At 32.6% G+C, this 16290-nt stretch carries 17 protein-coding genes; 11 read left to right on the top strand and 6 right to left on the bottom strand.

What is annotated here, in order from left to right; all coding sequences use genetic code 11:
- The first annotated feature begins 43 nt into the window (after positions 1-43).
- From ACFSC2_RS23675 to ACFSC2_RS23625, 11 genes are all read left to right on the top strand, one after another.
- A complete protein-coding gene (locus ACFSC2_RS23675; protein WP_379813572.1) occupies positions 44-745 on the top strand; it encodes a hypothetical protein in 702 nt (233 codons plus the stop codon).
- 52 nt (positions 746-797) lie between these two features.
- Positions 798-1988 carry an enoyl-ACP reductase FabV gene (fabV, locus tag ACFSC2_RS23670; RefSeq protein ID WP_379813571.1) on the top strand — a complete coding sequence of 397 codons (1191 nt, stop codon included), beginning with the start codon at positions 798-800 and terminating at the stop codon, positions 1986-1988.
- A gap of 127 nt (positions 1989-2115) precedes the next feature.
- Positions 2116-3114 (top strand): glycosyltransferase family 2 protein, encoded by a 999-nt coding sequence (locus ACFSC2_RS23665; protein ID WP_379813570.1) that lies wholly within the window; start codon positions 2116-2118, stop codon positions 3112-3114.
- 1 nt (position 3115) lies between these two features.
- Complete coding sequence (gene coaE / locus ACFSC2_RS23660; protein WP_379813569.1) at positions 3116-3712, top strand: dephospho-CoA kinase; 597 nt, start codon at positions 3116-3118, stop codon at positions 3710-3712.
- Between the two features lie 59 nt (positions 3713-3771).
- The gene (locus ACFSC2_RS23655; protein ID WP_379813568.1) at positions 3772-5358 is read left to right on the top strand and encodes a sensor histidine kinase; all 1587 of its coding nucleotides are present in this window, start codon (positions 3772-3774) and stop codon (positions 5356-5358) included.
- Between the two features lie 3 nt (positions 5359-5361).
- Complete coding sequence (locus ACFSC2_RS23650) at positions 5362-6078, top strand: response regulator transcription factor (protein WP_012025443.1); 717 nt, start codon at positions 5362-5364, stop codon at positions 6076-6078.
- Between the two features lie 543 nt (positions 6079-6621).
- The gene (locus ACFSC2_RS23645) at positions 6622-7401 is read left to right on the top strand and encodes a hypothetical protein (RefSeq protein ID WP_379813567.1); all 780 of its coding nucleotides are present in this window, start codon (positions 6622-6624) and stop codon (positions 7399-7401) included.
- A gap of 4 nt (positions 7402-7405) precedes the next feature.
- Positions 7406-8797, top strand: a complete 1392-nt coding sequence (locus ACFSC2_RS23640) for an RtcB family protein (protein WP_379813566.1) — start codon at positions 7406-7408, stop codon at positions 8795-8797.
- 16 nt (positions 8798-8813) lie between these two features.
- Entirely contained in the window at positions 8814-9419 is a 606-nt protein-coding gene (locus ACFSC2_RS23635; protein ID WP_379813565.1) for a hypothetical protein, read from the top strand.
- The gene (gene prfH / locus ACFSC2_RS23630) at positions 9407-10096 is read left to right on the top strand and encodes a peptide chain release factor H (protein WP_379813564.1); all 690 of its coding nucleotides are present in this window, start codon (positions 9407-9409) and stop codon (positions 10094-10096) included. The genes ACFSC2_RS23635 and prfH overlap by 13 nt, the downstream gene beginning before the upstream one ends.
- Entirely contained in the window at positions 10083-10622 is a 540-nt protein-coding gene (locus ACFSC2_RS23625) for a hypothetical protein (RefSeq protein ID WP_379813563.1), read from the top strand. Before prfH ends, ACFSC2_RS23625 begins: the two co-directional genes overlap by 14 nt.
- Positions 10623-10818: 196 nt before the next feature.
- Here the strand turns inward: ACFSC2_RS23625 and ACFSC2_RS23620 are convergent, their stop codons facing one another.
- From ACFSC2_RS23620 to ACFSC2_RS23595, 6 genes are all read right to left on the bottom strand, one after another.
- Positions 10819-11565 carry an acyl-[acyl-carrier-protein] thioesterase gene (locus tag ACFSC2_RS23620; RefSeq protein ID WP_379813562.1) on the bottom strand — a complete coding sequence of 249 codons (747 nt, stop codon included), beginning with the start codon at positions 11563-11565 and terminating at the stop codon, positions 10819-10821.
- A gap of 38 nt (positions 11566-11603) precedes the next feature.
- Complete coding sequence (locus ACFSC2_RS23615) at positions 11604-12197, bottom strand: hypothetical protein (protein WP_379813561.1); 594 nt, start codon at positions 12195-12197, stop codon at positions 11604-11606.
- A gap of 2 nt (positions 12198-12199) precedes the next feature.
- Positions 12200-12895, bottom strand: a complete 696-nt coding sequence (locus ACFSC2_RS23610; protein ID WP_379813560.1) for a peptidase associated/transthyretin-like domain-containing protein — start codon at positions 12893-12895, stop codon at positions 12200-12202.
- A gap of 48 nt (positions 12896-12943) precedes the next feature.
- Positions 12944-13867 carry a tRNA (adenosine(37)-N6)-dimethylallyltransferase MiaA gene (gene miaA, locus ACFSC2_RS23605; protein ID WP_379813559.1) on the bottom strand — a complete coding sequence of 308 codons (924 nt, stop codon included), beginning with the start codon at positions 13865-13867 and terminating at the stop codon, positions 12944-12946.
- Positions 13868-14021: 154 nt separating this feature from the next.
- The gene (locus tag ACFSC2_RS23600) at positions 14022-14861 is read right to left on the bottom strand and encodes an ion transporter (protein WP_379813558.1); all 840 of its coding nucleotides are present in this window, start codon (positions 14859-14861) and stop codon (positions 14022-14024) included.
- A gap of 28 nt (positions 14862-14889) precedes the next feature.
- Positions 14890-16251: an exonuclease domain-containing protein gene (locus ACFSC2_RS23595; protein ID WP_379813557.1), complete on the bottom strand. Its 1362-nt coding sequence runs from the start codon at positions 16249-16251 to the stop codon at positions 14890-14892.
- Positions 16252-16290: the final 39 nt, after the last annotated feature.

Raw genomic sequence — 16290 nt, 5'->3', positions numbered from 1 at the left:
TATATTTGTTGAGTTCAAACCACGAATAGAAAACATTTAATCTATGCTCAAAAAAATTACTATTTTCTTTTTTTTAAGTTTTTTCGCTTGCAGCATTCAAGCGCAGGAAGTTGCAGAAAATAACAGCTCCACTTCTAAAGCTGTTGAAGGAAATGGTGTTTTTTTAATTAAAGATTTTCCAGAAGGTGTATATAAGACTTATGAAGACTTTTTGGAAAAGAAAGGGATTTACATGGGGGACGCTATAATTAGAAAAAGTGTTGCTCGTTATAAAGCAATTGACAAATCTGTAGCTGCAGATCAGGTATATTTCGCTTGGGCAAGAAATGATGTAAAGCTTGATTTTTTTGCTGTTTCTTTTAATGGAGTTCTTTATATACAGCAAAAGTATGTTCGTAAATATTCGGTAAAAGAAGATAGAAATCAAGAAGGTGACAATGCGCTTTCTTATCACAGAGTAATGAGTGATGGTAAGTTTTTGTATTTGGAAGGATCTTTTGCTAATGGGTGGTCGAAAGCATTTGCGTATGGTACTGGTGGGGCAGTTGGAGGAGCAATAGGTGCAAACTTAAATAGATTAAAAGGCGTTGTTTTTGATGTTGAGAAAAAAGAATTTAACTTTATAAGAGATTGCGAAGATTTGAATCTTTTAATCGAAAAATACAACGGCACTAAAATAGAATGTAAAGAAAAGGATGTGGATATTTTGACAGTACGTGAAAATATTCAAAAAATTATAAGATAATTTTATTCGCCTTTTTTGAAAAAAAACAAATTAAAATAGAAATACAAAGAATATGATTATAGAACCAAGAATGAGAGGATTCATTTGTTTGACTGCCCATCCAGAGGGAGCTGAACAAAATGTAAAAAATCAAATCGAATATGTGAAATCTAAAGGAGAAATCGCTGGTGCTAAAAAAGTTTTAGTTATTGGTGCTTCTACAGGTTTCGGATTAGCATCAAGAATTACTAGTGCTTTTGGTTCTGGTGCATCGACAATTGGAGTGTTTTTTGAAAAACCGCCAGTTGAAGGAAAAACAGCTTCCCCAGGATGGTATAATTCGGCAGCATTCGAAAAAGAAGCTCATAAAGCAGGTTTATATGCAAAAAGCATCAATGGTGATGCATTTTCTAACGAAATTAAAAGAGAAACTCTTGATCTGATTAAAGCTGATTTAGGACAAGTAGATCTTATTATTTATAGTTTAGCTTCGCCTGTGCGAACAAATCCAAATACAGGAGTAACTCACCGTTCGGTTTTAAAACCAATCGGACAAACATTTACGAATAAAACAGTAGATTTTCATACAGGTAAAGTTTCTGAAGTTTCTATTACTCCTGCTAACGAAGAAGATATCGAAAACACTGTTGCAGTAATGGGAGGTGAAGACTGGGCAATGTGGATTGATGCTTTGAAAAATGAAAATTTATTAGCAGAAGGAGCTGTAACAGTTGCTTATTCTTATATCGGACCATCGTTAACAGAAGCAGTTTATCGTAAAGGAACAATCGGACGTGCAAAAGATCATTTAGAAGCTACTGCATTTACAATTTCTGACAGCTTAGAATCTTTAGGAGGAAAAGCATATGTTTCTGTAAACAAAGCTTTGGTAACACAAGCAAGTTCTGCGATTCCTGTAATTCCATTATATATTTCTCTTTTATATAAAACGATGAAAGAAGAAGGAATTCACGAAGGATGTATCGAGCAGATTCAGCGTTTATTTCAAGATAGACTATACAATGGTTCTGAAGTTCCTGTTGATGAAAAAGGAAGAATCAGAATTGATGACTGGGAAATGCGCGAAGATGTTCAGGCAAAAGTTGCCAAACTTTGGTTAGATGCAACTACAGAAACGCTTCCAGAAATTGGTGACCTTGCAGGTTACAGAAGTGATTTCTTGAACCTTTTCGGATTCGAATTTGAAGGTGTTGATTATAATGCAGACACTAACGAAGTTGTTGAAATCGAAAGCATTAAATAAATAATATATTCTGCTTGCAGAAAGCAAAAACCATCAGCCAAAAGTTGATGGTTTTTTTATGAATATACGCTATCTTTGTTAAAATTTTTGGAATTTAAAAAATACACCCTAATACGCATATTCTGCTATGATTTTCTCTTTAATTATACCCGTGTATAATCGTCCAGATGAAGTAGATGAACTTTTAGAAAGTCTGTCGAAGTCTGATTATAATGAAGCATTTGAAATTGTTCTTGTTGAAGATGGTTCTTCAATTCCTTGCCGAGATGTTGTAATGAAATACCAAGGAAAGCTTAATATTTCCTATTATTTTAAAGAAAATTCGGGTCCAGGAGATTCTAGGAATTTCGGAATGCAAAGAGCGAGAGGGGATTACTTTATTATTTTTGATTCAGATTGCATTATTCCTTCAAACTATTTAACTGAAGTTAGAAAAGCATTAGATGAAAAATATGTAGATTGTTTCGGAGGTCCAGACAAAGCTTTGGATAGTTTTTCTAATATTCAAAAAGCAATCAATTTTGCAATGACTTCCTTTTTAACAACAGGAGGAATTAGAGGCGGATCTGAGAAGATAAATAAGTTTCAGCCTCGAAGCTTCAATATGGGGATTTCTAAAAAGGCTTTTGAAGCTTCAAAAGGCTTTGGGAATATTCATCCGGGAGAAGATCCTGATTTATCGATCCGTTTATGGAACCTTGGTTTTGAAACTCGATTGTTTTCTGAGGCTTATGTGTATCATAAAAGAAGAATTGACTGGGAAAAATTTTCTATTCAAGTCAATAAATTTGGAATCGCTCGACCAATTTTAAATAGTTGGTATCCAGAACATAATAAGCTGACTTTTTTCTTTCCTACCTTCTTTATCCTGGGTTTATTATTAGCTTTTTTATTGTTAATTTTCAATATTGATATTTTATTACAATTATATTTTGTATATTTCGTTATAATTTTTCTTACAGCGAGTATTCAGAATAAAAGTATCAAGATTGGGTATCTATCTGTAATAGCAGTTTGGAAACAATTTTATGGGTATGGAAGAGGTTTTTTAATTTCGTACATAAAAGTTATTTTATTGAAGAAAAAACCGCAAGAAGCTTTTCCAAAAATGTTTTTTAAGATCTAACATGACAAAAGTTATCGGCCTGACAGGAGGGATAGGAAGTGGTAAAACAACTATTGCATCCTATTTTAAGGAATTAGGCGTTCCTGTATATATCGCAGACGATGGCGGAAAAAATGTAATGCAGACTCAAGAAGTGATTGATAAGATAAAATCAACTTTTGGGAAAGGTATTTTTGATAATGAAGTTTTAAATCGAGGAAAATTAGCAGAAATTGTATTTAAGGATAAAGAAGAATTAGCAAAACTGAATGCAATAGTACATCCGGCTGTTAAGAGAGATTTTGAAAATTGGCTGGAACAGTATAAGAATTTTGAATATGTAATATACGAAGCAGCAATTTTGTTTGAAAGCGGGCGTTACAAAGAATGTGATGTGGTGATAACCGTGACGGCACCAGAAGAAGTAAGGATAGAAAGAGTAATGCAGCGAGATAATAGTACAAGGAAGCAAGTTTTGAATCGTATGAAAATGCAGTGGAATGATGAAAAACGAATTTCTAAGAGTAATTTCGTGATTAATAACAATAATCTTAAAATTGCTAAAGAAGAAGTTGTTAAAATTCTTAAAATTTTAAATATAAAACAAAATCAGTCTTAAATGTTAATATTTGGTTAATGTATTATTTAGTATATTGTTAAAATATTAATTTTGTTTCGATGAATAAATTATTTTTTAGAATACTTGTTTTATTGATGAGTTTGTCCTTAATAGGGATTATTCTGGTACAGGTATTTTGGTTCAATTCTTCATTCAAGAATAATGAAGAGCAATTTAAATACCACGTAACTCAAGTAATTGGTAATGTTGCTGATAAACTGGAAAAACAAGAAGAGTACAGTTACTACGAAAAATACAATCGCATTAAAGACAGTATGGGAAAAAGTCCACAAAAAGAGGACTTACTTCAAGTGTTTTATGTACAGCGTAATACAAAAACAAACAAAACAATTGTATACAGGAATACTTTAACATCAGAAGATTACGATATTAATGGTTCTGTATTTAATAAAAAATTCAGCAGTGAACGTTTTAAAAATTTTAGTACAAAACGTGTAACAGAAGTTTATAACAACCATAATGGAATTGATAATAATATCTTAGGACAAAGTATTATTCCAGACGTGACAATTGAAAAATCTGGCAGCTTAGATGTTTTAAACAAAGTTCAGCAGCAGATTCAATTTAAAGATATTGCTTCATTAATGCCGATTGAAAGCAGAGTAACAAAAGAGAAACTCAATAAGTTGTTGAAAAAGGAACTTGAAGAATACGGTGTTAAAACAAAATTTGAATTTGGAATATACAGTGATAACGCTCCGACAAAAGTAAAATCTGAAGGATTTCATTATGACAAAGAAGCGACTTATAATATTCCGATTTATACAGACAATGAAGGAAATAGTAAGTATGAATTATCGGTTACTTTTCCACACAAGAAGAAATTCTTATTGTCAGAATTATTAAGTATTACAATTTTATCAATTATTTTTACATTAATTATCATAGTTGCTTACACAAGTGCTTTAAATCAATTATTGCGTCAAAAACATATTTCTGAAATCAAAACGGATTTTATTAATAATATGACGCACGAGTTTAAGACACCGATTGCAACCATAAATTTAGCGCTTGACGCTATTAGAAATCCGAGAATTATAGAAGATAAAGAAAAAGTATATCGTTATCTTCAAATGATTCGAGATGAGAATAAAAGAATGCATGCGCAGGTTGAAAACGTTCTTCGAATATCTAAACTTGAGAAAAGAGAATTGGATATTACCAAAGAACCAGCTGTTATTCATGATATTATTGATGATGCAATTGAGCATGTTAATTTAATATTAGAAGATAGACAAGGAACAGTTGTAAAACATTTTAATGCTTCTAGGACAACCTGTTTAATAAACGAAGTTCATTTTACTAACGTCTTGGTTAATATTTTAGAAAATGCGATAAAATATTCTCCAGAGATTCCTGAAATCGAAATCTTTACAGAAAACGTAAAAGATATGATTTTAATTAAAGTTAGAGATCACGGACTGGGTATGAGTAAGATAGCTCAAAAACGAGTTTTTGAGAAGTTTTACAGAGAACATACAGGTGACCTTCACAATGTTAAAGGTCATGGTTTAGGGCTTGCATACGTAAAGAGAATTGTAGAAGACCATAATGGTCAAGTATATGTAGAAAGCGAAAAAGGAAAGGGTAGCACCTTTATAATAAAAATACCATTAATAAATTAAAATATGGAAAATACTAACAAAAGAATACTTTTAGTAGAAGATGACCTAAATTTTGGGGCAGTTCTTAAAGATTATCTAATGTTAAATGACTTTGAAGTTACTTTAGCTAAAAACGGTATGGAAGGTTTCGAGAAATTCAAGAAAGATGTGTATGATTTATGTATTCTTGATGTAATGATGCCTTATAAAGATGGTTATACTTTAGCCAAAGAAATTAGAGAGAAAAACAGTGAAGTGCCGATTATCTTTCTAACTGCAAAATCAATGAAAGAAGATGTTTTAAAAGGATATAAAGCTGGTGCAGACGATTATTTAAACAAACCTTTTGATTCTGAAGTTTTGTTAATGAAAATCAAAGCTATCATTCAGAGAAAATCTGCTGATACAAAAGCAGAACAAGTGCAGTTTGAATTTAATATTGGTAAATTCCACTTAAATTCAAAATTGAGATTTTTGACTTTCCAAGATGAAGAGCCAATTAAATTATCTCCAAAAGAGAATGAATTGCTGAAAATGCTTATTCTTCATGAAAATGATTTAATGCCAAGAGAACTAGCGTTAACAAAAATCTGGAGAGACGATAACTACTTTACTTCAAGAAGTATGGACGTTTACATCGCTAAACTTAGAAAATACCTTAAATCTGATGAAGACGTAGAAATTCTAAATATTCACGGAGAAGGATTCAGATTAGTAGTAAAAAGCAAAGTTTCTGAATAAAAAAAACACCTAAAAAAAATATAAGCTCTGAGAAATCAGGGCTTTTTTTATGCTTAACTTTTGCGCTAGTTTAACAGCAAAGTCTGCAAAATTTTTCTCCAAAGCTTTGTAAACTTTGCGTTTTTTTAGTGTGCTCTTTGCTGTTAATAAAAAAAATGTATTATTGATTTTGTGTTGTATCTTTTTGATATTTAGATTTTTATCGTTTTGTTTTAGATGTTTAAAAAATATTTACAATGATTTTTCTTAAAATAAATTTGGAAAATCAAAAAACAATTCACAATATTTGCACACGAAAAAATTAATAACCCTTTAAAACGAAGAAATAGTGTTTGTACTTACATTGACATCTCAGAGCTTTACACCAAACGGATTTGGTGAAGCAATTCTTCGTGGCTTATTTCAATCCTAGAAATATACTTTTTAGATATATAAAAAAGCCCGAAGACATTTAGTTTCGGGCTTTTTTTATTCTAGACACTTCAAAACTTTCCCGAAAATCGATTTTTAGAATTATCCGTCAGGATAAAAGGTTAGGCCTTATTGGCTGTTAATTTAATGCACGATAATTTTTTAATGGAAAATTATACGGAAGATGAGTATGCTTTATGTACTCGTTTTAAAAGTAAAAGAAAAAAGAAAAGATTAGTAAAAGAAGATTTTGAAAAACAATTAATCCAACTGGATAAGCTTGAAAAAAAACTTTGGAAACAGCGTAATAATTTGCCTTGGATCCTGCTTGATGAGCCTTATCAAAAAGGATGGCAGCGTCATTTTAAATTAAGAGATGATGTTGTAAGATCAAATGAAGCAGAATTTTACAAAACGCTGTTGGAAAAGATAAATACTTGGCAATTTTCTTCGGATAAAACCTTTAAAAAAAGGAAAAGTAAAAAGAGAAAAAATGCTTCTTCTGTGCAAATTCAAAGACTGAAAGAATTTACTGAAAGTGAATGGAACAGTCCAAAATTGGAATTGTCAGAAAGAGAAAAAGTACATTTTAGCAGGCAAGAACGTTGGAGTAAAGTTTTTGAGAGATATAGAATTCATTATGTGTTTAACGAGCCTTGGCGCTATGTACTTCACGTAAAACCTTACATGATTACGCACAAAAGGCTTTTGGATTCTGATTTAGAAAGTGAAATCCAGCTTATTTTAAATTATACTTCAAATTATAATCTTAGAGGAAAAATAAACAGATTAGTAAAGGGGCACTCTTATAACTGGAGGTATTTTCAAAGTGAAAACCCAAGAGAGACAAGTCCAATAAAAAATAAAAGTCTACATCTATTGTATCAGCAATATGTAGATGAAATGATATAAAATCATGGGAAATAAATTATCTGGAAAAGACCTGATTAAATTAGGTTTTCCAAAAAACAATTCAATAAATATCGCTTTAGGGCAAATAAATAGATATAGAAAAAGAGAAAAAAAAGAAGCTATTCTAACAGAAGCAAAAGACGTTCTCTTAAATCCTGAAAAATATGAAGGAAACGGGACTTGGGGAAAAGTGGCTGAAGGTTTAATTAAACCGGTTCAGGTAAGAATGCATCAGCTTAATAATACAAGAGCACCGTTTACAATTTTTGGTGAAAATGAAATTGATCAGCAGGCAAAATTTCAATTATATGATTCTTTGAAATTGCCAATTTCAGTTGCAGGAGCTTTAATGCCGGATGCGCATTCGGGTTACGGACTGCCTATTGGCGGTGTGTTAGCAACTGATAATGCCGTGATTCCTTACGGTGTTGGTGTCGATATTGGATGCCGAATGAGTTTGTCCATTTTTGATTTACCAGCTTCACATTTTAAAGGAAGAGAGCATCAATTAGAAGCCATTTTAAAAGATAATACCAAATTTGGAATGAATGAAATACATGCAAACCGAGTAGATCATGATGTTTTTTATAAAAGTGAATTCCAAGATATTCCATTGCTAAAGAATCTTTTGCCTAAAGCATATAAACAATTAGGAAGTTCGGGCGGAGGAAATCATTTTGTAGAATTTGGAATTGCAAAAATTGATAATCCAGAAAACGAATGGAAATTAGAAAAAGGCGAATACTTTGCCGTTCTGTCACACAGTGGTTCACGCGGATTTGGTGCTAATATTGCGAAACATTATACATATTTGGCAACAAAACAGTGTCCGTTACCTAAAAATGTGCAGCATTTGGCTTGGTTGGATTTAAATACACACGATGGTCAAGAATATTGGCTGGCAATGAATTTGGCTGGAGAATATGCAAAAGCCTGCCACGACGATATTCATAGAAGAATTGCCAAAGCGATTGGGAAAAGGGTAGTGGTAACGATTGAAAATCATCACAATTTTGCTTGGAAAGAAATCGTAAATGGTCAGGAATGTATTGTGCACAGGAAAGGAGCAACGCCTGCAGGCGAAGGTCAGCTTGGAATTATTCCAGGATCGATGACTGCGCCGGGTTTTATTGTGAAAGGAAAAGGAAATGCTGAGAGTTTAAACTCAGCTTCGCATGGTGCAGGACGTTTGTTTTCGAGAGCCAAATGTAAAAGCACTTTTACTAAAAGTTTGATTAGCAAAGAGCTGAAGAAGCACGATGTGACCTTAATTGGCGGTAATATTGATGAAGCACCAATGGCTTACAAGAATATTGAAAAAGTGATGGCAAATCAAACTGAATTGGTTGAAGTTCTTGGAACTTTTACGCCAAAGATTGTTAGAATGGATCGTTAATTTAAAAACTTAAAAGATGGAAAGGTTTCAAGATGAAAATAAATGGCTGGGAAGTTTTGGAGATTCGATTGACGTGAAATGTCCTAAGTGCGGTTTAAAAGCTATTGTTCGCAGAACTTTTGAGAGCCAGCAGTACTATTATGACAAGAAAGTTTTGGAATGTAAAAATTGTCACTATTCTAAAAAAGAAAATTCTATAAAATACATTGCTTATGTTGATTCTTATTGCTGTAATAACGTAGATAAAGTGATATTTAAATCACAGATTATAAATGAGAAACCCGAGACAGTCAAATTAAAATGTCCTGTTTGTAATAAGATAAAAGACTTTAAACCTAAAATTGAAGAGGTTGTTTTTGAGTTTTGTGCAGATGGCAACAGTCAGACAGAAAGATGGTTTAATACAGAATTATGGTATCAGAGAGAAATTGCTGGAAATGTTTTTTGGGCTTATAATCTGGACCATATTGATTATCTGCAAAGATATATTCAGGCAGGTTTAAGAGAACGTAACTCTAAAGTAAATGGCGGTGGTACAATGGTAACTCGATTACCAATGTTTGTAAAAGAAGCAAAAAACAGAGAGAAGCTTCTAAAAATAATAGAAAAATGGAAAAAATAATTCAGATAACAGCGGGTCGCGGACCTGCAGAATGCACTTGGGTTGTCGCCCAAGTGCTTAAAAAAGTTTTGGATGAAGCGCGCGAACAGGATCTGGAAACCGTTTTACTGCAAAGAGAGGCAGGTGAAGAAAATGGAACTATAGAAACGGCTTCGGTTGCTGTAAAAGGAAAAAACGCAGAGCAGTTTGTGAAATCCTGGATCGGAACCATTCAGTGGATCGGTCAAAGTCAGTTTAGGAAAATGCACAAACGCAAAAACTGGTTTATCGGAATTTTTGAAATTGAGCAAAATAAGAATGAACTATTTTCAGAAAATGATATTCAGTATCAGGCAATGCGAAGTTCTGGCGCTGGTGGTCAGCATGTTAACAAAGTGAGTTCTGCTATTCGTGCAACTCATATTCCAACAGGAATTGCAGTTGTTTCTATGGACAGCCGTTCGCAGCATCAAAACAAAAAACTGGCAACAGAAAGATTAATTAAAAAATTAGAAGACGAGAAATTACTCCAACTTAAAAATCATGTTGGCAAACAATGGGAAAACCAGCTGAATGTCGAACGTGGGAATCCGATTCGGGTTTTTTCGGGCACTGATTTTAAGAAGAATAAAATAGAGAAGAGTTACAAAGGAACTCGTCAGAAATTAAAAAACGACTTACGAAATGAAAACAATTGATAAATACGTATTTCAGGCTTTGGATAGTTATCCGTTTTCGCTTGAAGAAACAATCGAATCTTTAGATTACGCTTTTTCATACGATTCAAAAAATACAATGGTTTTGTGTTTATACGGAAGAATTCAAGCAGAGCAATTAACTAATTATGAAGATGCAAAAAGCTATTTTCAAGAAGCTTTAGCCATTAATATTCATGCACTTGAAGTGTATCCGCATTATCTTAGAACATTGATTTTAAACGAAGATTATGAAGAAGCGCTTAAATTAGCCGATTTTGCTTTGACTGTAAAAGGAATTAATAAGGCTGGGATTTTTGTACAAAAGGCAATACTTTTAGAAGTTCAGCACAAATTTAAAGAAGCTTTAAAAGAAATTAAATCAGCTAAGATTTATTCTATTCAGCATGATTACGATTCAGGAATTAGTGAAATAGAAAAGCGAATCAAAGACAAAATAGATTTGCTTAAAGACAAGAAAAAGAAGTCTGGGAAATCTAAAAAAGATTCTAAAAAGAAATCGAAATGATTTTGATTGAAATGAAAACGATGTGATTCTGCTTGAATTGCATCGTTTTTTGTTTGCCACAAATCACACAAATTAGCACTAATTATTTTAGCCACGGAAAATAGTAGCATTTAAAGTTTTAAAAATTTGTACTAATTGGTGTAATTTGTGGCTAAAAAGAAATCATTTCGAATCTTTTAATCTGTGGCGAAAATTTTTATTTCCAATGTAATTCTAATGCGAAACAGGTTTTTTCGCCTTTTGTAATACTAAAAGTAGTTTCTGTTTGTTCTTCGTTATCACTTTCGTGAATGATAACTTTGTCGTTTAGAGAAAGTTCTTTTAGAAAATTCATTTCAAAACTTTTTACTTCCTGTTTTAAGATTTTTTTCGGGTTAACATGATCCAGACACCATTCGAGATATTTGACGTTATTGGCATGATTTACAATATCTAAATCGGATAAATAAACCGTTTTTTCGAAAACAGATTCTTTTTCAGGATTGATATTGATTTTAGAAAAACCTTCTTCTGTAGCCCTGTTTTCAGGATACAATTCGAAATGTTCAAATGGAAGCGCCAAAGCTTCTGGACGACGGGCTTTTGTGTTAAAAACGGCCCAAAATGTTTCGCTTCCTACTATTTTTTCTCCGTTTACATACATTTCCAACGCACGAACAGAACGTGAATTTTCAAGACTGTTAATCCATGTTTTTACTGTTACAATATCCTGCCATTTTGGTAAAGCCTTAATTTCGACACGCATACGGCTTAGAACCCAAGCTTGATCAAATTCCTGCATATCCGTAAAACTGATGCCTCCAACTTCAGAATGAGCTGCGGCAGTAAGTTGTAAAAGATTGCACAAATCGGTGTATTTTAAATAACCCGTTGGTGTGCATTGTGTGAAATTGATTTCCCAGTCTTTACTTAAAACTGATGTGAAATTGGGAGAAATTGGCATGAGATTGTATTCTTTTATTGATTTTAATTGTTACAAAATTAATGAATTTTCAAACCAATATTAATCTGAATCATTTTTGCATTGTCATAAAATGAAACAAACTCCGGCGAAGTGTTAATGTCTAAGTTATAATGTGAATAGCAAACACCAACAAATGCTGAAAGTCTTTTAGCAAGTTTGTAATCGGTGTTAAATCCGATACGTAAATTGTTTCCCGTTTGTTTTCCAAAATTTCTGCCTGTAGATCGGAATTTTAGTTCTGCACCTCCAAAACCAAAGTAAGGTTCAATATTTAGTTTTTCTAATACCTTTATTTCATACGAAACATCCCCGTAAAAAGTATGAAGCGCAGCGCCGTTTACATTTCCTGCTCTAGTAATATCAGATGTTGTGTAATATATAAAATCGTAACCAGCTCCTAATTTGAAATTATCGATTCTCAAAAAGCTAAAGTTGGTTCCGACTCCTACATTAGAATCATTAGATTCGTTTAAAAAATTAGCACCAAAATTTAAAGGAACAATGGCATTAAATCGAATATCGTGATTGAATTTTACTAGATTTTTGTTTTCGGTTTCTTGGCTGTATATAAATTGAAGAAAGAATAAGAAGAAGAGAACTTTAAATTTCATGATTAATAAGTTATAGTGTGGATTACTTTTTCTGAATTGATGGTTACAATGGCTTCATGTTGTGAAATAACAACATTTGCTGGATTAGAAAAATCTCTAATACTATAACTTAATTTTAGATTTTGATTTTTTGCGACATCAAATAGAGTCTTTAAATATTGATTTTTATTTTCATCTTCTTTTTTAAGGTCTATGAAGTTTTCTGCTGAATTTCCTTCGATATGAATATCAGTAATTTGTTTGTTGTTCGATGTTTGGTTTAAAGCTACCTCAAGCTCTGTGATCTCCTCACTTTTGTACAAAACGATTTTATTAAAATCTAATTTATAATTGGCAAAATTTCTTTTTGTTGCACGTATGCTTTTAGATTGATAGCCCGAAGTTGGAGTTTGAATATTTTGATAATCTATTTCGTAGCTGCCATTAATTGTAGTTACAATATCAATTTCATCACTTTTTGGTGAAGGAAAAATTAAGGTAAATTTTCCTTCTGAATCTGTATTTGTAAAACTGATTAAATCTGAACCGACATAATCACTACTAGAATGGGTGTTGATTTCGATTCTTTTGTCTGCAATTGGGTTGTTATCTTTGTCGACAACTTGACCTTGAACTACAATTCGAGTTTCTCCATCGTATTGAATATCACAAGAGTAGATTGTAAAGAGAGTAAGTAATAAAAGTAGCGTTTTTTTCATTTAGACTGATTTTGATTGAGTCTAAATATAAGTAATTACCTGATAAAATTATATTTTCAGTTTTAAATTTATGTAATTATATATTATCTGTCTATTTTCATTAAAATCGAACCATTTTGTGTTTTCATTTCGCTTGAACCACGTTAATTGTCTTTTGGCAAATCTTCGCGTATTTTTTTTGATTTCTTCAATGGCAAATTCTAGGGTAAAATCTCCATCAAAGTAGCTGAATAATTCTCTGTAACCAACGGTTTGCAAAGCATTTAGCTCTTTGTTAGGATAAAGAGTTTTTGCTTCTTCCAATAATCCCATGTTCATCATAATATCGACGCGCTGATTAATTCTATCGTAAATAATTTCGCGATCGGCATCTAAACCGATTAAAATTGGAGTAAAGTTTCGATTATTTTTCTTTTGATTTAAAAATGAAGAATAAGGTTTTTGTGATCCTATGCAAACTTCTACGAACCGCATCATTCGCTGTGGGTTTTGTAACGTTTGCGGATTTTCGATTGTTATTTTTTGATAATATTCTGGATCTAAATTTTTTAATTGTTCTTGAAGATATTCTATTCCGAGTTTTTCGTAATTTGAATTTACTTCTTGACGAACTTCTGGAGCTATTTCTGGAAATTCGTCAAAGCCTTTTAAAACAGCGTCTACATATAACCCCGATCCGCCAATTAGGATAGCAAAATCATTGGTTTGAAATAATTCTTCTAGGTTTAAAAGTGCTTCTTTTTCGTAATCGCCAACCGTATAATTTTCAAAAATCGATTTGTTTTGAATGAAATGATGTTTTGCTGAAGCTAATTCTTCCTGACTTGGAACGGCTGTTCCGATGGTCATTTCTTTGAAAAACTGACGGCTGTCGCAGGAAATTATTTCGCAATTGTAATGTTGTGCCAAAGCAATGCTTAAGGCTGTTTTGCCTATAGCTGTTGGTCCGACGATAGTAATTAAGTATTTCATATTTTTTAGCCCAGATAGAAACGAAAACCCCGGACTTATAGTTGTTAATTTTTTTTGGCATAAAAAAGCGACCAGCGGAAGCTCTTTTTATGACTTAAAAAAATAACAAATATAAGGAGGAGTTGCAGTGTATAGCTGGAAATAGCTTCATAAATTAATTATTTGGTAATGTTTTTCCGCATTGATAGCAGTATTTTGCATTGTCAAAGTGCAATTGTGCATTGCATTGTGTGCATGTTTTTTTACCGCTTACCGAACTGTTTCTCAGGCTTGCTTTGGCAAATTCTGCAGTTACAATTCCAGTTGGTACAGCGATGATTCCGTAACCCATAATCATGACAAGCGAAGCCAGGAATTGCCCTAAAGGTGTTATTGGCGAAATGTCTCCGTAACCGACTGTTGTCAATGTTACAATTGACCAATAAATGCTGACGGGAATACTTGTGAAACCGCTTTCTTTTCCTTCTACAACGTACATTAAGGAGCCAATAATGATAGCGCTTATTACAACGAAGTAAATAAAAACCAATATTTTTTCTTTACTGGCTTCTAGAGCTTCCTTTAATTGATATGATTGATGTGATATCTGCGGAATATGAAGGATTTTGAATAATCTAAGAAAACGTAATACTCTTACAATTGTTAAAACAGTTGTTGCGGGAAAAAATATAGATAGATACATTGGAAGAATCGCCAATAAGTCGATTATTCCGTAGAAACTGATGGCGTATTTTCTTGGTTTTTGAATGGAAATAATTCTTAAAATATATTCTATGGTAAAGAATATGGTTATTACCCATTCGCAAATTAATAGATGCTCGTGATATTTCTTACTGATGCCTTCTACAGTGTCAAGCATCACCAAGAGAACGCTGAGCAAAATAAGCCCGAGGAGAACCAAATCAAACATTCTTCCGGCCAAAGTATTAGTTCCGTAAAGGATGATTTTTATCTTCTCTCTAAAAATCTCGTATTTTGATTTCTGTTTTCCCATTTCGCGAATATACGTAAAGTTTATCGTACTAAAAGTTTAGGATTTTGAGCGATTTGGTTTTGCGAATGTAGTTTTGAATAATGTTTTTTACATCGCGATTGTGCTGCATTGGAATTAAAATATTCTTTAAAATTTCGATGTTATTAATTTGATAATTAAGGTCGTAGTATGCATAACCTTTGTAAACTCCATTTTCTATTAAAATGGCGCTTCTTTCGTTTACATTGCGTCCTTTATCTATAATGATCATGCTTTTGTTCTCAAAGCTGTTTTCCTCCATAAAAAGCTGTACGCGAAGGTTGTATTCTTCTGGAGAAATTTCGCCGATACATGCGCCGTCACATTCTTTTATTTTGTACTGAAAACACTCTTTTTTGGTGATATACAAACCAGTTAGTTTTTGGCACAAATGATATTGCGAAGTAAATCTAAAAAGTGCATTTTTACCATCCTGTAATGAAGCATATGAACCAATTTCTTTTTTACGTCCGTCTGCCTTTTCAAGTTTTAAATTGAGATAGCCGTTTGCATCTTTTTCAACATAAATAGCAAAAGGAAATATCGTCTTGCGCTGTGCGCGATTGTATCTTGGTCTGTTTACTTTAATTTCCTGACTTTCTTTTAAAAGCGCAATTAATTCGCTTCCAGTTTCATCATGAGTAATCGTAAAAACTTCAGCCTGAATTCTTTTACTTTTTTTATTCGTAGCCGTAAAATGCTGATTGATTCTCTTTTTTATATTTCGGCTTTTGCCAATGTAAATTAAGTTGCCACCTTCGTTATGGATATAGTAAATTCCGGTTTTATTTGGCATTTTTCCTAATAAATCCAGAAGTTTTGGTGCAATTCCTTTTTCAATTTCAAGTTTAATGAAATCTTTTACAATAGTTTTTTCTAAATCTTTTTCAAGAAGCATTTTAAACAGCTTCACAGTTGCCATTGCGTCGCCGCTTGCGCGATGTCGATCTGCCATCGGGATGCCAAGTGCACGCACCAATTTTCCTAAACTGTAAGAGGTTTGTTCTGGAATTAATTTTTTGGCTAATTCGACTGTACAAAGTGTTCGCGCTTCGAAATCATAACCTAAACGACGAAATTCTGTTCGTAGAATTCGGTAATCAAAAGAAGCATTATGAGCTACAATTATGCAGTCTGAAGTAATTTCGATAATGCGTTTGGCCACCTCGTAAAACTTGGGCGCCGATTGCAGCATAGCATTATTGATTCCAGTCAGCTTTACTACAAAGGGCTGAATCGGAATTTCGGGATTAACAAGGCTGATGAATTGGTCAACTACTTCATGACCATCAAATTTATAAATGGCGATTTCGGTAATTCCCTCTTCATTAAACTGTCCTCCAGTGGTTTCTATGTCAAGTATTGCGTACATGTTCAATTTCAATATCAAAAATCAATGGCAATTACAATA

Origin of the sequence: Flavobacterium artemisiae (genome assembly GCF_042678225.1) — a bacterium.
In the GTDB taxonomy this organism is placed as follows: Bacteria; Bacteroidota; Bacteroidia; order Flavobacteriales; family Flavobacteriaceae; genus Flavobacterium; species Flavobacterium artemisiae.
The sequence above is the reverse complement of the archived record's forward strand: the minus strand, read 5'-3'. Positions and strand labels throughout refer to the sequence as shown.